Origin of the sequence: Palleronia pontilimi, assembly GCF_016412875.1 — a bacterium.
Classification (GTDB): Bacteria; Pseudomonadota; Alphaproteobacteria; order Rhodobacterales; family Rhodobacteraceae; genus Palleronia; species Palleronia pontilimi.
This window is the reverse complement of sequence record NZ_JAEKPD010000002.1, coordinates 437,844-458,352: the sequence shown is the minus strand read 5'-3', so window position 1 is coordinate 458,352 and position 20,509 is coordinate 437,844. Positions and strand designations below refer to the sequence as shown.

At 66.6% G+C, this 20,509-nt stretch carries 19 protein-coding genes and 1 tRNA gene; 12 read left to right on the top strand and 8 right to left on the bottom strand.

What is annotated here, in order from left to right; all coding sequences use genetic code 11:
- Positions 1–99 precede the first annotated feature (99 nt).
- The 3 genes from ILP92_RS05025 (at position 100) to ILP92_RS05015 (ending at position 1,890) form a co-directional block, all read left to right on the top strand.
- Complete coding sequence (locus ILP92_RS05025; protein WP_198915262.1) at positions 100–282, top strand: hypothetical protein; 183 nt, start codon at positions 100–102, stop codon at positions 280–282.
- 427 nt (positions 283–709) lie between these two features.
- Positions 710–1,174, top strand: coding sequence for an EF-hand domain-containing protein (locus ILP92_RS05020; protein ID WP_198915261.1), 465 nt, complete (start codon positions 710–712; stop codon positions 1,172–1,174).
- A gap of 92 nt (positions 1,175–1,266) precedes the next feature.
- Entirely contained in the window at positions 1,267–1,890 is a 624-nt protein-coding gene (locus ILP92_RS05015) for a TIGR02466 family protein (RefSeq protein ID WP_198915260.1), read from the top strand.
- 33 nt (positions 1,891–1,923) lie between these two features.
- On the opposite strand, the gene ILP92_RS05010 is transcribed toward ILP92_RS05015, so the two are convergent.
- Together ILP92_RS05010 and ILP92_RS05005 are read right to left on the bottom strand one after the other, a co-directional pair.
- Positions 1,924–2,580 carry a response regulator gene (locus tag ILP92_RS05010; RefSeq protein WP_198915259.1) on the bottom strand — a complete coding sequence of 219 codons (657 nt, stop codon included), beginning with the start codon at positions 2,578–2,580 and terminating at the stop codon, positions 1,924–1,926.
- Entirely contained in the window at positions 2,577–3,968 is a 1,392-nt protein-coding gene (locus ILP92_RS05005) for a sensor histidine kinase (RefSeq protein WP_198915258.1), read from the bottom strand. The genes ILP92_RS05010 and ILP92_RS05005 overlap by 4 nt, the downstream gene beginning before the upstream one ends.
- Positions 3,969–4,317: 349 nt before the next feature.
- On the opposite strand from ILP92_RS05005, the gene ILP92_RS05000 reads away from it, so the two are divergent.
- From ILP92_RS05000 to ILP92_RS04990, 3 genes are read left to right on the top strand one after another with little or no spacing between them, the layout of a single operon-like run.
- Positions 4,318–5,253: a sulfurtransferase gene (locus ILP92_RS05000; protein WP_198915257.1), complete on the top strand. Its 936-nt coding sequence runs from the start codon at positions 4,318–4,320 to the stop codon at positions 5,251–5,253.
- 5 nt (positions 5,254–5,258) lie between these two features.
- Positions 5,259–6,380: a YeeE/YedE family protein gene (locus ILP92_RS04995; RefSeq protein ID WP_198915256.1), complete on the top strand. Its 1,122-nt coding sequence runs from the start codon at positions 5,259–5,261 to the stop codon at positions 6,378–6,380.
- Positions 6,377–6,547: a hypothetical protein gene (locus tag ILP92_RS04990; RefSeq protein ID WP_198915255.1), complete on the top strand. Its 171-nt coding sequence runs from the start codon at positions 6,377–6,379 to the stop codon at positions 6,545–6,547. Before ILP92_RS04995 ends, ILP92_RS04990 begins: the two co-directional genes overlap by 4 nt.
- A gap of 1,554 nt (positions 6,548–8,101) precedes the next feature.
- On the opposite strand, the gene ILP92_RS04985 is transcribed toward ILP92_RS04990, so the two are convergent.
- Both ILP92_RS04985 and rlmB read right to left on the bottom strand, forming a co-directional pair.
- Positions 8,102–8,569 (bottom strand): CoA-binding protein, encoded by a 468-nt coding sequence (locus tag ILP92_RS04985; protein WP_198915254.1) that lies wholly within the window; start codon positions 8,567–8,569, stop codon positions 8,102–8,104.
- A gap of 162 nt (positions 8,570–8,731) precedes the next feature.
- On the bottom strand, positions 8,732–9,508 hold the full coding sequence (gene rlmB / locus ILP92_RS04980; protein ID WP_198915253.1) for a 23S rRNA (guanosine(2251)-2'-O)-methyltransferase RlmB: 777 nt from the start codon (positions 9,506–9,508) through the stop codon (positions 8,732–8,734).
- A gap of 86 nt (positions 9,509–9,594) precedes the next feature.
- On the opposite strand from rlmB, the gene ILP92_RS04975 reads away from it, so the two are divergent.
- Together ILP92_RS04975 and ILP92_RS04970 are read left to right on the top strand one after the other, a co-directional pair.
- A tRNA-Tyr gene (locus tag ILP92_RS04975) sits at positions 9,595–9,678 on the top strand.
- 107 nt (positions 9,679–9,785) lie between these two features.
- A complete protein-coding gene (locus ILP92_RS04970) occupies positions 9,786–10,775 on the top strand; it encodes a GT-B fold glycosyltransferase domain-containing protein (protein WP_198915252.1) in 990 nt (329 codons plus the stop codon).
- 77 nt (positions 10,776–10,852) lie between these two features.
- Here the strand turns inward: ILP92_RS04970 and ILP92_RS04965 are convergent, their stop codons facing one another.
- Positions 10,853–11,266, bottom strand: coding sequence for a VOC family protein (locus ILP92_RS04965; RefSeq protein WP_198915251.1), 414 nt, complete (start codon positions 11,264–11,266; stop codon positions 10,853–10,855).
- Positions 11,267–11,352: 86 nt separating this feature from the next.
- Between ILP92_RS04965 and ILP92_RS04960 the strand changes: the two genes are divergently transcribed.
- Positions 11,353–12,642, top strand: coding sequence for an O-acetylhomoserine aminocarboxypropyltransferase/cysteine synthase family protein (locus tag ILP92_RS04960; RefSeq protein WP_198915250.1), 1,290 nt, complete (start codon positions 11,353–11,355; stop codon positions 12,640–12,642).
- Positions 12,643–12,763: 121 nt separating this feature from the next.
- On the opposite strand, the gene ILP92_RS04955 is transcribed toward ILP92_RS04960, so the two are convergent.
- Positions 12,764–13,486 (bottom strand): SIMPL domain-containing protein, encoded by a 723-nt coding sequence (locus ILP92_RS04955; protein WP_198915249.1) that lies wholly within the window; start codon positions 13,484–13,486, stop codon positions 12,764–12,766.
- 96 nt (positions 13,487–13,582) lie between these two features.
- Positions 13,583–14,038, bottom strand: coding sequence for a hypothetical protein (locus tag ILP92_RS04950; protein WP_198915248.1), 456 nt, complete (start codon positions 14,036–14,038; stop codon positions 13,583–13,585).
- Between ILP92_RS04950 and ILP92_RS04945 the strand changes: the two genes are divergently transcribed.
- Both ILP92_RS04945 and ILP92_RS04940 read left to right on the top strand, forming a co-directional pair.
- Positions 14,030–16,498 carry a hypothetical protein gene (locus tag ILP92_RS04945; RefSeq protein ID WP_198915247.1) on the top strand — a complete coding sequence of 823 codons (2,469 nt, stop codon included), beginning with the start codon at positions 14,030–14,032 and terminating at the stop codon, positions 16,496–16,498. The genes ILP92_RS04950 and ILP92_RS04945 overlap by 9 nt on opposite strands.
- 106 nt (positions 16,499–16,604) lie before the next feature.
- Entirely contained in the window at positions 16,605–18,563 is a 1,959-nt protein-coding gene (locus ILP92_RS04940) for a cation:proton antiporter domain-containing protein (protein WP_198915246.1), read from the top strand.
- Here the strand turns inward: ILP92_RS04940 and cobT are convergent.
- Complete coding sequence (gene cobT, locus ILP92_RS04935; protein WP_198915245.1) at positions 18,560–19,573, bottom strand: nicotinate-nucleotide--dimethylbenzimidazole phosphoribosyltransferase; 1,014 nt, start codon at positions 19,571–19,573, stop codon at positions 18,560–18,562. The two genes, ILP92_RS04940 and cobT, sit on opposite strands and share 4 nt — an antisense overlap.
- Positions 19,574–19,654: 81 nt before the next feature.
- On the opposite strand from cobT, the gene cobS reads away from it, so the two are divergent.
- A complete protein-coding gene (gene cobS, locus ILP92_RS04930; protein ID WP_235971082.1) occupies positions 19,655–20,398 on the top strand; it encodes an adenosylcobinamide-GDP ribazoletransferase in 744 nt (247 codons plus the stop codon).
- The last annotated feature ends 111 nt before the right edge of the window (positions 20,399–20,509 follow it).

Below are 20,509 nucleotides of genomic sequence, written 5' to 3'. Positions count from 1 at the left end.
CCCTTCCTTTCAGCTTCTAACGCGAATCGACGCTCGGGTCCATCACCAGGGTCAGGACAGCGGCACATCCGCCGCCCATTCCCAACCCAGGAGCGATTGATGACCTATCAGAACCAGATCCAGACAATCGACGACGCCAAGGCCGAAGCCTTTGCGGACCGCTTCGTCGGCACGTTGAACGAGGCGGCGCTCGGCCCCGACGGCACTGCCGAGCTGACAGACGCCCCTTTTCGGCTGGAGCTCGAGGGCGATCTGGACGGCACGCGGATCGAGGCGCTCTAGGGTGGTCGCCTCGCGTTTGCCGTGACGGTCGAGGACGCAATCGTTTCGGTGGACCTGCCAGCGGAGCAATCCGCCATAGGACGCCGTTCGGCGAAGGGGGACGTGAGGACGCTGACACTCGTGAATGACCGGGGCATCATCGAGGTCTTGGCAGATGGCGGACGGATCAGCGACTCGTGCCGCGCCATCGCGGCGCTGCGACCCGACAAGACCCGCCCCACGGGCCCGGGAACCGCAAATCTATTCGTCGCGAAAGGCCGCGCATAGGGGGTCCCAAGCGCGATTGCCCGACCATGGTCCGAAGACAGGGCGGACCAATCCGGCCGATCCTGGGACCAATGGCCGATGCCGGACGACGCCGGGCGGCCCATGTTGCGAGGACGAGCAAGGGCGCCGAAGGCGTCCGGTCAACCATCGGAGTAGAGCCATGAAACTTTCCCACCTACTGCTGACGACATCCCTTTGCGCGGTCACCACGATGCCCGCCTTCGCCCAGACCCGCACCTTTGCCGAGGTGGATGCCAACCGCGACGGCCAGCTGTCGCAGAGCGAACTGGAGGCCACGTTCGGCAGCCGTGGCGCGCAACGCCTGCTGTCGCGCAGCGATCTGGACGGGGACGGAACGGTCAGCGTGGCCGAGATCCAGGTGTCCTCTGGCGACCGGTCGGACGATGACGAGGACGACGATGAGCGCGACGACGAACGCGATGACGACGAGCGGGATGACCGCGATGAAAGCGACGAGTCGGATGACGAAGATGACGATGACGATGAGGACGATGATGAGGACGACTCGGACGAGGATAGCGGCGGCGACGAGTCCGACGAGGATGACGACGACGATGACGACAGCGACGAGTCCGATGAAAGCGATGACGAGGATGACGACTGACCGGTCGGTCTGAACGATCTTGTCGAGGTCACCCGCGCGAAGGATCGCGCGGGTGACGCAGCGCAGCTCAGAACATGGCGGACCGGTCCGAAATGGGATCCATCGAACGCACCAAGTACGAAAAGCTCTTTTCCACCCCGCTGTTTCGCTTCCGGGTGCCCGATGCCGAGGCGCTGAACCGCGATCTGCTTGAGACCGGATCGCGGCTCCGATCGGAAACCGACGGCGTGAAGAAGTCGAACCGCGGGGGCTGGCATTCCTCGGGCAACCTGTTCGACGACGCGGCGCCGGACGTGCAGAAGCTGAAGGCCCTGGCCGAAAAGGCGGTGCTGGACGCCACCGGGCAGGTCACCGCCAAGGTCGATCCGGGGAGCCTCGGGTTGAAGCTTTTCGCGTGGATGAACGCCAACCCGCCCGGCGGCTTCAACGCGCCCCACACGCATCCCGGAGCGCAGTGGTCGGGCGTATATTACGTGTCGCAACCGAGCGTCGAGGAAGGCACATCGGGCAAGATCGAGTTCCTGAGCCCCCGCGCCGATCTGCCGAACTGGCGGATCCTTCAGGCCCAGGCCTTCGGGTCGAAGAAGTCGATCCGTCCCGAGCCGGGCGAACTGATCCTGTTTCCGTCCTACCTGGTGCATTGGGTCTATCCCAACGAGACCGACGACGAGCGCGTCACCGTCGCCTTCAACGCGACGTTCCGGCAGAAGAAGTGATCCGCCGCCGATTTGCGGAGACGGGCGGCCGGTCTAGGCCCCGCCGTCGTCGTCGCTGCCCCAGGCCTTGTGGGCGATCAGCGCGGCCTCGACGCGGTTGCGGGCGTGAAGTTTGCCCATGATCGTCGTCATGTAGTGCTTGACGGTCTTTTCTTGCAGGTTCAGCGCGGCGGCGGCTTCCTTGTTGCTGAGCCCCTGGGCGACCAGCTTCAGGATATCCTCTTCCCGCTTGGTCAGATCGTCAAGCGGCGACGCGATTTGGGCCGGGCCGGAACTCGACATGAAGGTCAGGACTTTCGACGCCAGCTCGGGCGATATGTGCGCCTCGCCCCGGGCGACGCCCTTCAGGACGCTGCGCAATTCGCGCGCCGACACGCCCTTCAGGATATAGGCGATGGCGCCGTTGCGCAGGGCCGTCGCCACGTTTTCGTCCTTCTCGGAGACCGTGAGCATGGCCACCTGCCCAGCTGTTCCGGCCGCCGCGACACGCTTCACGGCGTTCAGGCCGCCGCCGGGCATCGACATGTCCAGAAGGGCGATGTCGGGTCGCTTCTGGTCGGCCAGGCGCACGGCCTCGTCCGCCGAACTGGCGGTCGCCACGACGCGGAACTCGCCGGTCTCTTCCAGGCTGGTCACGAGGCCGTCGCGGAAGATCGGGTGGTCGTCTGCGACAAGGATGCGGATCGTCATGTCAGTACCTCTGCCAGGGGTAGAAAAAGGGCGATCCGGGTGCCCGCCCCCGGCCGGGACGCGATATCGACGCGCCCGCCCAGGGTTTCGGCCCGGTCGGACAGCCCGGGCAGGCCCTGCCCGCCCTCGTCGCGCAGACCCGGCGCGGTGGACGCATCGAAGCCGATCCCGTCGTCCCGGACGGTGACGTCGAGTTCGCCGCCCCGGCTGGACAGGCGGACCCGGATGTCGGTGGCCTGGGCATGGCGACTTGCGTTGGCGAGCGCTTCCTGCACGAACCGATAGACGCAAAGCTTGGTCGCGAAGGGCACGGACAGCTGACCCCCGGTCGCGTCCGTGAAGACCGCGCTGGCGCCGTAGCTCTTGTTGTGATCGTCGACCGCCTGCCGGGCGCAGTCGCTTAAGGAAAGACTGGCCAGGTCCGGCAAGGCCAGCCCGCGCGAGATCGCGCGCAGCTCCTTCATCGCGACCAGGATCGAGTGGCTGACCGTTTCGGCATCCGGTGACGGACCCAAGCCCGCGCCTTCCAGGCGCAGGCTGGCCAGCGACAGGTGCTGGGCGACACCGTCATGCAGGTCCTGACCGATCCGCTGCATGATCTTTTCGGATTGCGCGGTGGATCGCTGGGCGGCCTTGGCGACCCGTTTGCGCAGGGTTTCGTTGTGACGGGTCAGCAGGCGGCTTTCTTCCAGCTGGAGGTCGACCTGGTGGCGCTGGCGCTCGATCAGGCGGCTGCCAGCGTGGACGATGCCGAAGAGCAGCGCGCCGCTGATCCCGAAGACCTGCAGGATCACGATCCAGCTGTCGCGCCGGGCCTGGGCGAGTTCGGCGGCCAGATCCTCGGCCCGCTGGTAGAACTCGACGACCGCCACGACCTGCCCGGTCCTGCCGTCGCGGATCGGCACGTAGACCTCGAGCAGGGGCACGCCCAGGATGCTGCCGGGATGCTCGGCCTCGACCTGGATGTTCTGGAATTGCGCCACGACCTCGCCCGACCAGGCCGCGAGCAGCGCGTCGGACGGCGGATAGACCCGCCCGCGCAGATCGTCGCGCGACGAATCCAGGATCTCGCCTCGCGCGCTCCAGACGTTGTAGGTGACCACGCGCTCGCTGAGGATGCCGTCGCGGAACACCTCGCGCAGCGCGGTGCGTGCCTGATCGGTGATCCCGGCATCGTCCGCGCGGCCGAGCACCTGGTTCGGGATCAGGCTTTCGATGTAAAGCGCCGCGGACGCGCCCGAGCTTTGGACAACGCCCTTCTCGATCCGGTTGGACACCCACAGGCCCACCACATAGGCGGCGATCGCCATCACCACGCCGCCCGCCAGAAGAAACTGGGCGGAGAGCGAGCGGAAAGAGCGGCGGGATCGGCGGGATTGCGGGCTCATATCCATCTATTGCCGAAGGCGGGTGCGGATTTCCACGGACTTACGTCCAAGGCTTTTCACCCACGGCGGATTTCGGCGCGCATGGGTGTGCGCCTGCCCTTCTGGCGGTGGGACCGGACCGCGGCGCGGCTTGGCATTGGCGGAAGCCGAGAAAAGAACTTCTGCTTGGCCGGCGCGCTGTCGATGGAACGGGCGTCTGTCCTGTCGCCCTGCGCCATGATCCCTGTTTTGCCTAACTGCGCGGGGCCGAACCGTGTCCCGCCCCCGCGCGTCTGCACGTCGGCGCGAAGGACTTGCCTTCCGCCCGATCCGACGCATCTGTGGTCAAACACATATCAGAAGGCCCGCCATGAAACATTTCGTCACCGCGCTCACGACAGCCCTTGTGCTTTCGACCCCCGCTTTCGCCCAGAACAGCCTCGGACCGCTCGTGGATCCCGCCGGGCTGGAAAGCGCGCTGGAGGACCGGGACACGCTTCTGGTGCTGGACATCCGCACGCCGGAAGATTTCGGCGAAGGCCATGTGCAAGGGGCGGTCAACGCGCCCTATGGTCTGTTTCGCGGGCCCGCCGACAATCCCGGCCAGATGAAGACCGAAGCCGAACTGTCGCAAGTGCTGTCGTCGCTGGGCGCCACCACCGAACGGCCCACCATCATCACCTACCAGGGCAGCGACATCACCGATTTCGGTGCCGCCGCGCGGGTGTACTGGACCCTGAAATCCAGCGGCGTGAGCCAGATCGCCATCCTGAACGGCGGGCTCAACGCCTGGACCGAAGCGGGCAAATCCTTGTCGACGGAGACCGTGGAGGTCCAGCCCAGCCAGATCGACGTCACCTTTTCGGACCAGTGGCTTGCCTCGGCCGAGGATGTGCAGTCGGTGATCGACGGCGGCACCGACGCGCTGCTTCTGGACGCGCGGCCCGAAAGCTTCTGGTCCGGCGAGCAGGCGCATCCCGCCGCCGCGCGTCCCGGAACCCTGCCGCAATCGCAGTATTTCGAACACGCGGGCTGGTTCTCGGGCGGCCCGGCGATCATCGACGCCGCGGCGGCCAAGCAACTGGCGGATGAGCAGGGCTTTTCCGATGCCGATCAGCTGATCTCGTTCTGCAACACCGGCCATTGGGCCGCGACCAACTGGTTCGCGCTCAGCGAGCTTGCGGGCGTCGAGAACGTGAAGCTTTTCCCCGAAAGCATGGTCGGCTGGTCCAACGCGGGCTACGAGATGGCCAACGTGCCGGGCCCGATCCGCAACCTGTGGAACCAGATCAAGGGCGTGTTCTGAGCCCGATGAGCGCGGCCGTCGATATCGAAACCAGGACCTCGGGTCTTGGCAAGGCCGCCCTGATCGGGGCGGCCGTGGCGCTTGTGCTGAGCGTGTCGCTGTTCGTGGGCGCGCGCTACGGGCTGCTGCTGCTGATCGGCCTGGGCTTCGGCGTCGTGCTCGAAGGGTTCCGCTTCGGCTTCGCGGGCCCATGGCGGGCCATGATCGTGCGGCGCGAGCCCGGCGGCGTGCTGGCGCATCTGCTGTCGATCGGCCTTGTGGCGGTCGTCGCGATCCCGCTTCTGGCCACGAACGGCGAAGAGCTGCTGGGCGCCCGCGCGCCGGTCGGCTTTGCCATGATCGCCGGGGCGTTCGTCTTCGGCGCCTGCATGCAGCTGGTCATGGGCTGCGGGTCCGGGACGCTGATCAATGCCGGGTCAGGCAACCCCGTCAGCCTGGTGGCCCTGCCCGTCTTCGCCATCGGCAGCTTCGCCGGGGCCTATCACCTGCTGTGGTGGACCGGCCTTGGCGCCTTGCCGGTCATCGCGCTGCAGGGCACGTCCGGAGCGCTTCTGACCGTCGCGGCCCTGGCCTTGGTGGCGGGCCTGCTTGTCTGGTTGGGCGCCCCCGGCAAGCGCGCCATCCCGCGGCGATACGTGATTGCCGCCGTGCTGCTGGCGGCGCTGGCGCTTGCCAATTTCGCCGTCGCGGGCCAGCCCTGGGGCGTGGTCTACGGGCTGGGCCTGTGGGCCGCCAAAGGCGCGCAGGCGCTGGGCGCGGATGTGACGGCGTCCAGCTTCTGGGGCACGAGCGGCAATATCGACCGGCTGCAGAACACGCTTCTGACCGATGTGACGTCGCTGACCAATATCGGCCTGATCGGCGGCGCCTTCCTGGTGGCCAGCTGGCGCGGAGGCTTAGGCAAGGGCATGCCGGACCTTCCCGCGCGCGCGTGGATCGCGACCGTAATCGCGGGCTTTCTGCTGGGCTATTCCTCGCGGCTTGCCTTCGGCTGCAACGTGGGCGCGTTCTTCAGCGGCATCTCGACCGGCTCGCTGCATGGCTGGGTCTGGTTCGCGTCGGCCTTCGCGGGCACGTATTACGGGATCAAGCTGCGACCGATCCTGGGTCTTGAGGGGCGGAAATGACGCGCCGGACCACCGCGGCCATCGGCCTGATCGCGCTTGCGGCGTTCATCGCCTGGGACCTGGCCGCGAGCGCCCCGCCCGACATCTACGATGCGCCGGCGCTTGTCGCGCTGGGATCGGGTGCGTCCGCGTCGGGTGCGCATTGCGCGGCCCTTCCGAGCGATTGAGACGCCGGTTCTGGTTTTCTTTGCGTTTAGAAACTGCCATGGTTAACACGGCAAGAAAGTAGAGAGCCCTCTTTGCCCGGTCGTCGAGTGTTCTGGCGAAGAGCATCACATACGAAGCGCCATGATTGCCAAGAGGAGTCCTTTCCGCGCGCTGCGTGCCAGGCAGTGAACTGCTTGGCGTACACCTCCTTGCGCGGCCAGAAGGCTTTGCGGTTGCAAAGGCGTGAATTGAAGGTCGGCACACATCTTGCGATGCATAAATTCCATAGGCGCGCGCGTGGTCTTGGTCGGTTGGGATTACCCCCGCCGCTAGCGAACGGGTCGGATCCGCCGTTCCACAGATCTGCAATGTGCGCCGCGTTTCTCGACGGTCATCGAACGCCGGGGAATTCGGGCATCTTGGACAGGTTTCCTGTCCTCTCTGTTAGGATCCTGCCCTTGAGATCCGAGGATTTTGAGGGCCCGGGCGCGAACGCAAGCTGCCCAGATCCATCCGGATCTTCCTAACGGGACCAGCCGAAGTCGCCGACGGGCAAGGACGGAATATCGTCGCGGCAAGCGCATGGACCTGCGGCGCTTCGAGTCCGGCGAAATCGCGATCCACACGCTCGAAACCGAGATGAGGATCCGCTGTATGTGTGTGTGTGTGTCGTCGATCGATTGCCGTCGCGAACCGTTCCCCTCCCTGGCGCGCTATTAAAGACGTCGGGAGACAACGATGCGCCGATCCAGGAGACCCAGACCGAAGCCGCGCTCCATTGGCTCGAGCAGGCCCAGAATCTGGCGCTTCCGGGGTCACATGCGCATCCGTGTGTACGGTCATCAAATGGCAGGTTCTGTCCGCGGCGGCACGCTCAGACGAATTTGCTTCGGTCCGGCTCGAAGTCTGTGGCGCCAACAGGATTGCCGGTTCGTGCTGGAGCCCATGTTGGTCGACACCGAGACACCGTCGCTTCGGTCCCGCGCATTGTCGTTTCTTCTCGGGCGCGAAAAGGCGTGTGTCATGCTCATGCACAATCACTATGCCAGCGCGCGCCTGTTCCGAGATCTCTCGCACGGCACAAATACGCTGCGAGGTCGGACCCGCGTCATGACCGCCCGGTTTGGGCACGCAAGGGTATAGAGATACGCGATGCCTTCACTTCCCTGCTCTCGCGCGAGGACCGACAGATCTTAATCTCCGCACCTCACATTCAAGGATGGAAAGGGCGGCTCAGATCTCGCGAACGAAAGCGGATGGCGCCTGCCGAAATCGTCGGACACTTTCTCTTCAATGCTCGAAGTCAAACACGATCTCGCAGACGGTGTCCGGTACACCTGGCATCCATATCAACGGGAGGCGTTGCGCACGACGCGATCAATGTCACCAACCAGGTCATCCACTGTTTCGAGCGCTGAAATTCCCCTTCCTGATTGCGGATCGTGGCTGTCAGCCGAACGTCGTAGATTTGCTGTGGCACGACAAAAGACGGTGAAAGATCGATGGACCTGGCGACCGGGATAGCCGGGACAATCAACAGGTGAGCAGCGCCCCCTGCTTGTTCCGAAGCGCGCCTAACCGCCCCGCCTTGACGAGATCATGCCGGTGGCAAAGCCACCCATGCGCAATTCGCCGAACAGCCGCTGGTATTCGATCTTCGGGCAGCGATCCATCACGACCTCGATGCCCGCGGCCCGCGCCCGGGCGGCCGCAGCCTCGTGGCGCACTCCGATCTGCATCCAGATGACCCGCAGTCCCGGCATGACCCGAAGCGCGTGATCGACGATGCCGGGCACATGCTCGGACGCGCGGAAGATATCCAGCATCTCGATCCCGTCCGGCAAGTCCGCAAGGTCGGCTGCAATCTCGCGCCCGAACAGCCGATCACCGGCATAGGCCGGGTTTACGGGCCAGACCTCGAAGCCCTTCATGGACAGGTAGCGTGCAACGAAATAGCTGGGGCGCACCGGGTTGGTGGAGACTCCCAGGCACGCCACACGCTTGGTGCCCTGCAAAATCCGCTTGAGATCCGCGTCGTTCATGGCGCCATCCCCTTCATAAAAAGACGCCCGCGGCAAAAAACCGGGGCGCCAGGTTTCGGAACGAGGGACAGTGATGATGCGCCGGGAGTTCCAGCCCCGGCGCCACTCTCATAAAATGGGGGCGCGTTTCGCAGTTCGGAAGACATGCTCGCCAAACCGTGATCAGCGCCGCGCGGCATAAAGCGCCACCGCCGCCGCGTTCGAGACGTTCAGCGATCCGAACGCGCCAGCAGCGTCGATCCGCACCAGCCGGTCGCACAGGCTGCGCGTGCGCTCGCGCAGGCCCGGCCCCTCGGCCCCCAGCACCAGTCCCAGGGGCCTGTCGCCAAGCCCCGCCACCGCATCGCCGATGGTATCCTTGGCGTCGCCATCCAGTCCCATCAAGGTCACGCCCATGTCCCGCAGCTGCGTCATCGCGTTGCCCAGGTTGCCCACCCGCAGGTAGGGCTGCCGCTCCAGCGCGCCCGAGGCGGTCTTTGCCAACGCGCCAGTCTCGGGTGCCGAATGGCGCTGCGGCGCGATCACGGCGCGCGCGCCGAACACCTCGGCCGAACGCAGGATCGCGCCTACATTGTGCGGATCGCTGACCCGATCCAGCAGCACGAAGAGCGGCGGGCCCGCGCCTTCGGTCACGATCCGATCAAGCGGTCCCCAATCCAACGGCTGGACTTCCAGCGCGGCCCCCTGGTGAACCGATCCGGGATCCAGCGGCGCCGGGAACTTGCGCGGATCCGCCTCTTCCGCCGCCATGCCAGACGCGGCGATGGCGTCGGCCAGCTTGTCGGCGGCGTTGCGCGTGACCACCAGCCGGTGCTTCACGCGGGCGGGGTTCGTCAGCGCGTCGCGCACCGCGTGCAGGCCGAACAGCCAGAACGTCGCGCGGCCCTCGTCGCGGCGCGCCTGTTCCTTTTCGACCACCCATTTCGGTTTCTTCACCATGCCCCGCCCTTGCGCGCGCGGACGCGGAATTTCAAGCGAATTTCGTCTTGACGCCCCACAAGTGCCCGGCTACCCCAGCCGCCAGTGGGCGACAGGCCGCAAGGTGTGGCAGGGGACTGTAACTCCCTCGCGGAGACGCACGCCTGGTTCGATTCCAGGGTCGCCCACCACTTTCCCCCAGACAAATGGCGCACGGCCGACCCCCTGGTGCGGGATTGGCCTTTTTCCTGCCCTCCCGCTCTGGCAATAACGCGCACGCAGACCCGGCGGAGCGTGCATGTCCCGACCCCCCTTCGATATCGTCATTGTGGGCCAGGCCGGTCGGCTGGGCTACGAGGCCGCGCTCTTCGCCGCATCTTTGCGCCATTCGGATCCGGATTTCGCGGGCACGCTTTACGTGGCCGAGCCGCAGCCCGGCGCGCTCTGGCCCGGCGACTCGCGCATGGACGGCGCGGTGCGCGGGCTGCTCGAGACCGAGTTGGGCGCCACGATCCTGCCCTTCACCTCGCGTCATTTCGGCGCCGCCTACCCCTACGGAAACAAGATCGAAGCGCTGCTGGCCCTGCCCCGCGACCGACCCTTCGTGTTCTTCGACAGCGACACGCTGATCACCGGCGCGCTCAGCGACGTGCCGTTCGATTTCGACCGCCCCAGTGCGTCCATGCGGCGCGAAGGCACCTGGCCCGAGCTGGAATTGTACGGCCCCGGCTACACCGAGACTTGGAAATCGCTCTATGACGCCTTCGGGCTGGATTTCGAAAGCTCGCTGGATCTGGATCAGCCGGATGAATACTGGGAGCGGTATCTCTACTTCAACGCGGGCTGGTTCTTCCACCGATCCGGGCCCGAATTCGGGCAAAGGTTCCTGGACTTCGCGCTGGCGGTCCGAGACGACGCGCCGCGCGCCTTGGAATGCCAATCGCTCGATCCTTGGCTCGACCAGGTGGCGCTGCCGCTGGTGATCCACAGCTTCGGCGGCGGCCGCCACACGATCCCGCCGGGACTGCTGGATGGATCGGTCAGCTGCCACTACCGTCTGCTGCCGCTGCTCTACGCCCGCGAAGACGACCGCGTGGTCGAAACGCTGCACGAGGCCGTGGCGCCCAACAGGATCAAGAAGGTGCTGAAGCAATACGAACCGATCCGGCGCATGGTGCTGCAGGGCAAGGGCGACAAGGCGCGCGCGCTGTTCGACCGCGACGACCTGCCCCGCAAGGAACGCGCGATCCGCAACCGGCTGAAATCGAACAATCTGTGGATGCGCTGAACGTAAGGCTGCGCGCGACCCCTGCTTCACCTGTCCATAAATACCTCTGACGCGCCGCCCGGCCCGGGTGCGTCGTCTCAGACGGCGAACACCGTCTCCATCCGCGCGAACCCCTTCACCTCGATGGGGTTGCCCGCGGGATCGCGGAAGAACATGGTCCATTGCTCGCCCGGCTGCCCCTCGAAGCGGACCGACGGCGGTAGCACCCAGTCGGTGCCCGCGGCCTCAAGTCGATCCTTCAGCACCTTCCAGTCCTCTAAAGGCAGCACCACGCCCAGATGCGGCATCGGCACCATGTGATCGCCGACCTGGCCCGTATCGGACGTGGCGAAGGGCTGGCCCAGGTGCAGGCTGATCTGGTGGCCGAAGAAGTCGAAATCGACCCAGGTTTCGGTCGATCGCCCCTCGGCGCAGTTCAGCACGCCGCCGTAGAATTTGCGCGCGGCGTCCAGGTCGGTGACGTGGTAGGCCAGGTGAAACGGGTGGGGCATCGGTCGGCTCCGGCGTTGTTGTGCACAAAGTGGCCTTGGCCTACACCTGCGCGCGACGGATTGACACCACCCAACCGGAGAGACCCATGTCAGACGCAACCTACGGCTTCGATACGCTGGCCGTTCACGCGGGCGCCCGGCCCGACCCGACCACCGGCGCGCGCAACACGCCGATCTATCAGACTACCGCCTATGTCTTCCGCGATGCCGACCACGCCGCGGCACTGTTCAACCTGCAGGAAGTGGGCTTCATCTATTCGCGCCTGACCAACCCCACCGTCGCGGTGCTGCAGGAACGCGTCGCCACGCTGGAAGGCGGCGTCGGCGCGGTGTGCTGCTCGTCCGGCCACGCGGCGCAGATCATGGCGCTGTTCCCGCTGATGAGCCCCGGCAAGAACGTCGTGGTCAGCACCCGGCTTTACGGCGGCACGGTCACGCAGATGACCCAAACCATCAAGCGCTTCGGTTGGTCCGCCAAGTTCGTGGATTTCGACGACCTCGACGCCATCCGGGATGCGATCGACGACGACACCCGCGCCGTCTTCTGCGAGTCGATCGCCAATCCGGGCGGCTACATCACCGATCTGCGGGCCGTCGCGGACGTCGCCGATGCCGCCGGTCTGCCGCTGATCGTCGACAACACGTCCGCCACGCCGTATCTCTGCCGTCCCATCGAGCACGGCGCCACGCTGGTCGTCCATTCGCTGACCAAGTATCTGACGGGCAACGGGTCGGTCACGGGTGGCGTCGTCGTGGACAGCGGCACCTTCGACTGGTCGGCCAGCGACAAGTTCCCGTCCCTGAGCGCCTCCGAGCCCGCCTATCACGGCCTGAAATTCCACGAGACCTTCGGCCCGCTGGCCTTCACCTTCCACGGCATCGCCATCGGGTTGCGCGACCTCGGCATGACGCTGAACCCCCAGGCGGCCCATTACACGCTGATGGGCATCGAGACGCTGGGCCTGCGGATGGAGAAGCACGTCTCGAACGCGCGCAAGATCGCCAACTGGCTGGAGCAGGACGATCGCGTGAATTACGTGACCTATGCGGGGCTGGAAAGCTCGCCCTATTTCAACCGGGTCGAGCAAGTCTGCCCCCGCGGTGCCGGGTCGCTGTTCACCTTCGCGGTCAAGGGCGGCTACGAGGCGTGCATGAAGCTGATCGACTCGCTCGAGATCTTCAGCCACGTGGCCAACCTGGGCGATACTCGGTCGCTGATCATCCACTCGGCGTCGACCACCCACCGGCAGTTGGACGAGAACCAGCAGCGCGCAGCCGGCGCCGACCCCGAAGTGGTGCGCGTGTCCATCGGAATCGAGGATCCCGACGATCTGATCGCCGATCTGGACCAGGCCCTGGCGAAAGCCACCGCCTGACATTCGCGCCCGGCTCCACACGGCAAACCGCCCGCCTGGTGACAGGCGGGCGGTTTTTTCTTGCGTGTTTTCCTCAGGACGAAGAGTGGCGCACGCATTTGCAGGCCTGCGCCGTCGCGGCTCAGGGCTGCAGCGCGAATTGCACCATCACGCGGGCGTCGGTTTCGACCTCACCCGGCGCCACGGCCGCGGAGCGGTCCATCGTGGTTTCCATCATCATCGGTTGCGGCGGTCGGCTGCCGCCCTGCTCGACCACCCTTACCAATGGCCCCAGTTGCACACCTGCCGCATCCGCGAGGATGGCCGCCTTGCGCAGCGCATCCGCCATGGCCGCGGCCAGTGCCGCGTCGCGGACCTCGGTCGGGTCGGCCAGCCCGAAGCTGAGCCCGTCGAACCGATTCGATCCAGCGCCGACCGCTTCGTCCAGGATCGCGCCAAGCAGGTCCAGATCGCGCACCTGGACCGACACGTCGCTGGACGCCTCGTAGCGCTCAATGCGCGGAGCGCCGTCCCCTTCCGGCGGGCGGTCGGCATAGACCGGGCTGAGCCGCAGCGTGCTGGTCTGTATGTCGCGTGGGTCGATACCGAGCGATTGCAGTCGGCCCAACAGCGCGGTCATCGGGCCTTCCATCGCGCTCACCGCTTCGCCCGCGATCACCGCCTCGGCCACGACGCCCAGCCGGATCGTCGCCATGTCGGGCACCGCGCTGACGCTCCCTTCGCCGGTCACTTCCAGGAGGGGCGCGGCCCGTGTCGCTTCGTCCTGTGCGTGGGCCGGGGTCAGACCCATGGCTAGCGAAAGCGTGAGGATGAGTGCCGCGGACTTGCAGAACATTGATTTCATGCGAATTCCTTTCTTTGCTACTAGGCACCATATCGCCGGGCGCGGAATGGCGCGTGCCGATTGTTTGCCTCGGCAAAAAGCTGCTATAGAACGGTGCTAGGCATCAAGGGGTGTCGGCAATCCCGCTTTGCGTGGTAAACGACTGACATGAAGAAGACATTTCATCTTGACCTTGATCATTCGGGCGTGCGCCTTCGCCATGGCAGCGGGAACGACATGCCCGTCATCGGCGAGGTGGCCCTCGACGATCCGCATTTCGAAACCCGCCTGGAAGACATGCGTCGCGACGCGCAGGCGCTGTCCGACGGTCCGCTGAAGACCCAACTCAGCATCCCGCACTCCGAGATCCTGTTCACCACGGTCGATGTCCCCGAAGACGTCAAGGACGCCGACGAGCGCCGCAAGCTGGTCGAAGCGGAACTGGACGGTCAGACGCCCTATGCGCTGGATGACCTGGTGATCGACTGGACCCAGAAATCCAAGGACCAGGTGGCTGTCGCCCTTGTCGCCCGCGAGACGCTGGACCAGGCGGAGGATTTCGCGGTGGCCCATGGTTTCAACCCGCAGGGCTTCGTCGCGGCGCCGCGCAAGGGCCTGTTTAGGAAGAACCCAAACTTCGGCAAGACCGTCTTCGCGTCGTCGGGCGGTAACGCCTCGGCCGCAGCCGCGCCCGAGCCGACGGTTACCCGCATCGCCGATGTGCTGAAAAATGAGCCTGCGCCCGCCAAGATGGACGCACCGGAGCCGACGCAGACCGTGGAGCTCGACGAACCGCGTACAGACGTCGATACGTCGGAGGCCGCCACGTCGAAAGATGGCGATGCGGCGTCGGATGCGAAGGCGAAGCCAACGCCCCCAGTCGAAACGCCTGAGGCCGACGCGAAAAGCGCAGGCGTTAGGACGCGGGCCGAGATCGCCGCGGCCGTCGACATGGGAACGACCGAGGATCTTTCGACCGCCGAAGCGCGCGTGCAGTCCGAAAAAGAAACCGAGACGAGGCCCGCGGCTTCCCAGACCGAGAAAAGTCAGGTCGCAACGCCCGAGGGCGCCCTGCCGACACCGGCCTTTTCCACGCGTCGCTCGGCCCCGACCGCCCCGAAAAGCGCACCGGACCCGTCGCGTCTGGGCTCGATCGCGTCGCGCATCGCGATGATGCCCGATGGTGGTGCGGGTCCGAGCCCCGGCCGCCATGCGCCTGTCCCGGCCATGAAGGTCACCAATGGCGGCGGCGCTGCGCGAAAACCGGCGGCCGCGCCACCGGGGCGCAAGTCCAGCCCGGTGCCGTCGATCCGTAAGGTTGCCCCACCCGACACCGGGCCGGTCCCCCTGCCCGCCAACGTCTCGCACCCGGCACCCGCCAGCACGCCCGACATCGAAGCCGAGCGGATGACGGTGTTCGGTGCCCGCCGGGACGTGCAAGCGCGACGCGGCCTGACGATCTTGCCGGTCCTGATCGGCCTGTTGGTCGCCTTCGCGCTGGCCGTGGGGATCTGGAGCGCTTTTTTCCTGCTCACCCCCACCGAAGACGCTCTGATCGCACCGACATCCGATCCCGCGGAGGCGCTGGCGCCGGAACCCGTCCTGCCGTCCGACACCGATACGGCGCTGGCCCCGGCGGTGCCGCCGACCGAAGACGACGCTCCGGCGATCGACAGCCAGGCCGACGCCCTCGACCCGGTCGGCGCACCACGAGACGACGCCACCGATCTGGCGCTCATCGCGCCGCCCGAAGATGCGACGCCGCCGCTGGACGCAACACCCGAGGCAGACGCGCAGGATCCTGCCGCGGCCGACACGCCGACCCAGACCGCGGAAGACACTGCCGCCGTCGATCCGTCCCTCGTCCCGGACCCCAACGACCCACTTCGCCGTCCCGAAGGCGCGTCCGACGACGGTCGCTATGCGGCAACCGGGGTCGACATCGCGCCGCCGTCCATTACCGATGCCCCGGCGGCCGACCGGCTGGAGCAGCTTTTCACCCCGCAGCCCGACGGTCGATTGCGGACCCAGGATCGCGCCGCGGCGCTAGCGCCCGTCGTATCGCCCGCGGGCGCGCCGAGCGCGCTTTTGCCGCCGCCCCCGCCCGGCGAACGCTTCGAGCTGAACGCCGACGGCCTGGTCGTCGCCACGCCCGACGGCACACTCAGCCCGCAAGGGGTCCTTGTGACCGCAGGTCTGCCGCCGCGTCGCCCGCCCCCCGCACCCGAGCGTCCGGCGACGACGCCCGAGCCGCCGAGCGAGGCCGACCTGGTCATCCCGGTCAACCAGGGCGAGCCTGCGCTGCGCCCCCGGTCCCGCCCGTCCGAAGAGCTGCAGCAGGATGCCGCGGTGGAGTCCGATGGCGAGACCGCGTCCGTCATCGTCCGCCTGGCCGGTCTGACGCCGCGCCCACGTCCCGCCTCCGCAAAAAGCTCGCCCGAGGCAACGGAGACAACCGAGGAGGCCGAAACCGTCGAGGTTGCCCGCCTCGCGCCGCGGGCCCGCCCGGGCGCCATCGCGGATGCTCCATCGCAGGATGCGCCCACGATCGACGCCGCGCAGATCGGGGCCGCTGCCGCCTCCGCTGCGGCATCGGCGCTGCAAAACCTTGTTCCGGCCGTCCAGGCGGCGCCAGTCCAGATCAGTCCCTTCGCCGTCGCGCGGTCGCAGCTTCCCAAGACCCGGCCGCGCAATTTCGACCGCACGGTCGCGCGCGTCACGCAGCAGCGTCAGGCCGAGCCTGTCCGCGTAGCCGCCGCGTCGGCCATCGCGCGCCCGAGCGGACCCACGCGCGGCAGCGTCGCGGCAAGCGCGACGGTCGCCAATGCGATCAACCTGGGTAAGGTCAACCTGATGGGCGTGTACGGAACGGCAGCCAATCGCCGTGCCCTGGTGCGCTTGCCGTCGGGACGATTCGTGAAGGTCAAGGTCGGCGACCGGGTCGATGGCGGACGCGTCCAAGCCATCGGAGCCGAACAGCTGAGCTACGTCAAAGGCGGGCGACAAATTCTTTTGAGCATGCCGCGGGGCTAGCCCGTGTCATTTTTTACACCGGAAACTTAACCGGCACCCCGTTGTCCTCACGTGATAAGACGTGCGACGATGCCACCGATATTTTGCGTAAACAGGACCGGCCGACATGGAGTCATTTCTTTTCCAGGCGACGATCTATCTGGCCGCCGCGGTGATCGCGGTGCCGTTGGCCGCACGTTTGGGATTTGGCTCGGTCCTGGGCTACCTGGCGGCCGGCATCGTCATCGGCCCGGTCCTGGGTCTCGTCGGATCCGAGACGCAAGACCTGCAGCACTTCGCCGAGTTCGGCGTGGTGATGATGCTGTTCCTGATCGGTCTGGAGCTCGAGCCGAAGGCGCTTTGGGACATGCGTCACCGCCTGATCGGGCTGGGAGGCAGCCAGGTCCTGCTGACCATGGGCCTGATCTCGGGCGCCGCGATCTGGCTGGGCCAGCCGCCCGGATCGGCGCTGGCCATCGGCATGATCTTCGCGCTCAGCTCGACCGCCATCGTGCTACAGACATTGAACGAAAAGCGGCTGATGCAAACCGGCGGCGGACGATCGTCCTTTTCGGTTCTCTTGACCCAGGATATCGCCGTCATCCCGATGCTGGCATTCCTGCCGCTGTTGGCCGTGCGTGGCGGCGGAGCCACGGCGCCCGGCGGCGCGGGCTCGAGCGAGGGCGCGACGACGGCAGGCGCCAACGCGCAAGCCGCCATTTCCGTGATCGAGGCACTGCCGGGCTGGGGCATCACGCTGGCGACCATCTTGGCGATCGGGATCATAATCGTGGGCGGTGTCTTCGGAATGCGCCCCGTTTTCCGCTTCATCCATCGCGCGGGATTGCGCGAGCTCTATACCGCGCTGGCGCTTCTGATCGTGATCTCCATCGCGTTCATGATGACGCTGGTGGGGCTGTCGCCCGCGCTCGGAACCTTCCTGGCCGGGGTGGTGCTGGCCAACTCGGAATTCCGGCACGAGCTGGAATCAGACATCGAACCCTTCAAGGGCCTGCTGCTGGGCCTGTTCTTTATCACGGTGGGCGCCGGGATCTCGTTCACCAGTTTCTTCGCCGCGCCATTCGTGGTGCTCGGGCTGACGCTGGGCGTCATGGCCGTGAAGGGAGTGATCCTTTACGCGCTGGGCCTGATCTTCAAGCTGAAAAGCCGGGACCGCTGGCTGTTCACGCTGGGTTTGTGCGGGGCGGGAGAGTTCGGGTTCGTGCTGGTCTCGTTCTCGACCCAGACGGGCGTGCTGTCGACGCCGCTGGCCGAGCGGATCCTGCTGGTCGTTGCCTTCTCGATGCTGCTGACGCCGCTTTTCTTCATCTTGTGGGAATTCCTGTCCACGCGTTGGGCCGAAGAGGACGAGGATGAAGCCATCCCCGCCGACGAAATCGATCACAAGACGCCGATCATCATCGCGGGTATCGGCCGTTTCGGGCAGGTGGTGAACCGGATGCTGCAATTGGCAGGGTTCGAGACGACCGTTCTGGACAACGACCTGGACACCATCCAACTGATGCGGAAATTCGGCTTCAAGGGCTTTTTCGGCGATCCCACCCGCCCCGAGCTGCTGCATGCCGCGGGATTGGACGACGCCAAGGTGCTGGTCGTGACCATGGACAGTCCCGCAGATGTGACCGCGCTGGTGGAATACGCCCGCAGCCACCGTCCGGACCTGCACATCGTCGCGCGGGCCTATGACCGCAACCATGTCTATGAACTCTACCGCGCGGGCGCGAACGACATCGTGCGCGAGGTCTTCGACAGCTCGCTCCGGGCGGGGCGCTACGTGCTGGAAAACATCGGGCTGACCGAATTCGAGGCGTCCGAGCTGGAAAAGGCATTCTTCAAGATCGACCGCTCGGCGCTGCGCGAACTTGCCGAGCTGTGGCAGCCTGGCGTGCCCATCGCCCGCAACGAGGCCTACATGGAACGCGCACGGGCGCTGAACAAGGATCTCGAATTCGCGCTTTCTGCGAAATACGACGAAATGCGCGGGCTCGACACCGACGTCTCGGACGATGAAGACGAGACCGAGGGCGCCACAGGCTCGCCCATGACCGAGGATCGCGTCGCCTAACCGTCGGCGACCCCTGCTTCCGCGAAGGTCGCCATGCCCGAATGCGTGGCGATCGCGCCTTTCAGCACGCCAATGGCAAGCGCCGCGCCCGACCCTTCCCCAAGCCGCAGACCCAGCGACAACAGCGGCGCCTTGCCGAGCTTGGCCAGAAGCTCTGCATGGGCGCCTTCCGCCGAAAGATGCCCCGCCACTGCGTGATCCAGCGCGGCCGGGCTGGCGCTGTGCAGCGGCGCCACGGCCGCCGAGCAGATATAGCCGTCCAGGATGACCGGGATCGACAGGTGCCGCGCGCGCAGGGTGGCGCCCGCCATGGCCGCCAGCTCACGTCCGCCCAGGCAGCGCAGCACCTCCAGCGGGTCGTCCAGCCTGTCGGCGTGGCGCCGGAGCCCTGCATCCACCACGGCGATCTTGCCTTCCAGCGCCGATCCCTCGACACCCGTGCCGCGTCCGACCCACATGGCCGCGCCGCCGCCGTAAAGTGCCGCGGCGATGGCCGCGGCCGAGGTGGTATTGCCGATCCCCATTTCCCCGGTGACCAACAGGTCGGCCTGCGGATCGACGGCGTTCCAGCCCGCGGCGAAGGCGGCGACGAAAGCGGCCTCATCCATGGCGGGGGCTTCGGTGAAATCGGCGGTGGGCGTCTCCAGGTCCAGCGCGTGGACGGACATGTGGGCGCCGAACGCGTCGCAAAGCTGGTTGATCGCGGCACCGCCGCCTTCGAAATTGGCGACCATCTGCACGGTGACTTCGGGCGGAAAGGCCGACACGCCCCTGGCCGCCACGCCATGGTTTCCGGCGAAGACAAGGACCTGCGGTGCGTGGATCGCGGGGCGCGGATCGGCACGCCAGCCAGCGTACCAGATCGCCAGATCTTCCAGCCGACCCAGCGCGCCGGGCGGCTTCGTAAGTTGCCCGTTGCGCGCGGCAGCCCCGTCCTGCGCGGCCCGGTCGGGCTGTGGCAGATCGCGCAGGGCGGCGCGGATGCTGTCGATCGAGGTGATGTCGGCCATGGGTATCCCCGGTGTGTCAGGAGGAGGTTGGCCCCCTGTTTACGACTTGTCAGTGGCGTGGAAACCCCGAAAGTGACCGCCATGTCCCGCGCCCCACTTCCCCTTTCCGACATGGCCACCGCCTTGACCTTGCTGACGCGCCTTCCCGTGCGCGCGCGCTTCGATCGCACCGCTCAGGCGGCGTGGGCCTGGCCGCTTGTCGGCATCGTCACGGGTGCGGTTGCTGCCGGTCTGGCGTTGGTCGGGCTTGCCCTGAACGTGCCGCCAAGCGTCTTGGCGGGACTGGTGCTTGCGGCGCAGATCGTCGTCACCGGAGCGATGCACGAAGACGGGTTGGCCGACTGCGCGGACGGATTCTGGGGCGGCTTCGATCGGGCCAGGCGGCTTGAGATCATGCGGGACAGCCACCTAGGGACCTACGGCGCCATCGCCCTGATCCTGGCAATCGGATTGCGCTGGGTGGTCCTGGTGTCGATCCTCGCGCAGCCCGCGTGGCTGGTGCTGGCGGCGCTCGTGTCGGCGGGCATGCTATCGCGCGCGGCGATGCTGGGGGTCGCGGCCGCCTTGCTCCATGCGCGCGACGACGGCCTGTCACGCGCGACCGGGCGGCCTGGCAAGCGGACGGCTGCCATCGGCGTCGGGATAGCGTTCGGGGTGTCCGCCATGCTGCTAGGACAGGGAATCGCCCTTGCTCTTCTGCTGACCGGCCTGGTCGGGCTTGGCGTCGCGGCTCTGGCCCGACGGAAGATCGGCGGACAGACCGGCGACGTGTTGGGCGCAACGCAACAGCTGGCCGAAATCGCCGCCCTTGTGGCCCTGTCTTAAGTCAAGACCTTTGCCGCAGTGAATGCACGTGACCCCCGGCACTCTCCGGATGTCAGGAACGAGAATCGAAAAAGGCCGCCCTATCCAGGCGGCCCCTTCATGATACGTCTT

What these genes read in the sequence shown, in the direction of transcription:
- ILP92_RS04950 (WP_198915248.1), bottom strand. Translation starts at nt 14,038, where the DNA reads ATGGGCCACCGCGAAATCCTCCGCCTGGTCCAGCGTCTCGCGGGCGAC.
- ILP92_RS04940 (WP_198915246.1), top strand. Translation starts at nt 16,605, where the DNA reads ATGGAGTCATTTCTTTTCCAGGCGACGATCTATCTGGCCGCCGCGGTG.
- ILP92_RS05015 (WP_198915260.1), top strand. Translation starts at nt 1,267, where the DNA reads ATGGGATCCATCGAACGCACCAAGTACGAAAAGCTCTTTTCCACCCCG.
- ILP92_RS05010 (WP_198915259.1), bottom strand. Translation starts at nt 2,580, where the DNA reads ATGACGATCCGCATCCTTGTCGCAGACGACCACCCGATCTTCCGCGAC.
- ILP92_RS04995 (WP_198915256.1), top strand. Translation starts at nt 5,259, where the DNA reads ATGAGCGCGGCCGTCGATATCGAAACCAGGACCTCGGGTCTTGGCAAG.
- cobT (WP_198915245.1), bottom strand. Translation starts at nt 19,573, where the DNA reads ATGGCCGACATCACCTCGATCGACAGCATCCGCGCCGCCCTGCGCGAT.
- ILP92_RS04985 (WP_198915254.1), bottom strand. Translation starts at nt 8,569, where the DNA reads ATGAACGACGCGGATCTCAAGCGGATTTTGCAGGGCACCAAGCGTGTG.
- ILP92_RS04990 (WP_198915255.1), top strand. Translation starts at nt 6,377, where the DNA reads ATGACGCGCCGGACCACCGCGGCCATCGGCCTGATCGCGCTTGCGGCG.
- cobS (WP_235971082.1), top strand. Translation starts at nt 19,655, where the DNA reads ATGTCCCGCGCCCCACTTCCCCTTTCCGACATGGCCACCGCCTTGACC.
- ILP92_RS04960 (WP_198915250.1), top strand. Translation starts at nt 11,353, where the DNA reads ATGTCAGACGCAACCTACGGCTTCGATACGCTGGCCGTTCACGCGGGC.
- ILP92_RS04965 (WP_198915251.1), bottom strand. Translation starts at nt 11,266, where the DNA reads ATGCCCCACCCGTTTCACCTGGCCTACCACGTCACCGACCTGGACGCC.
- ILP92_RS05005 (WP_198915258.1), bottom strand. Translation starts at nt 3,968, where the DNA reads ATGAGCCCGCAATCCCGCCGATCCCGCCGCTCTTTCCGCTCGCTCTCC.
- ILP92_RS05020 (WP_198915261.1), top strand. Translation starts at nt 710, where the DNA reads ATGAAACTTTCCCACCTACTGCTGACGACATCCCTTTGCGCGGTCACC.
- ILP92_RS05000 (WP_198915257.1), top strand. Translation starts at nt 4,318, where the DNA reads ATGAAACATTTCGTCACCGCGCTCACGACAGCCCTTGTGCTTTCGACC.
- ILP92_RS04955 (WP_198915249.1), bottom strand. Translation starts at nt 13,486, where the DNA reads ATGAAATCAATGTTCTGCAAGTCCGCGGCACTCATCCTCACGCTTTCG.
- ILP92_RS05025 (WP_198915262.1), top strand. Translation starts at nt 100, where the DNA reads ATGACCTATCAGAACCAGATCCAGACAATCGACGACGCCAAGGCCGAA.
- rlmB (WP_198915253.1), bottom strand. Translation starts at nt 9,508, where the DNA reads ATGGTGAAGAAACCGAAATGGGTGGTCGAAAAGGAACAGGCGCGCCGC.
- ILP92_RS04970 (WP_198915252.1), top strand. Translation starts at nt 9,786, where the DNA reads ATGTCCCGACCCCCCTTCGATATCGTCATTGTGGGCCAGGCCGGTCGG.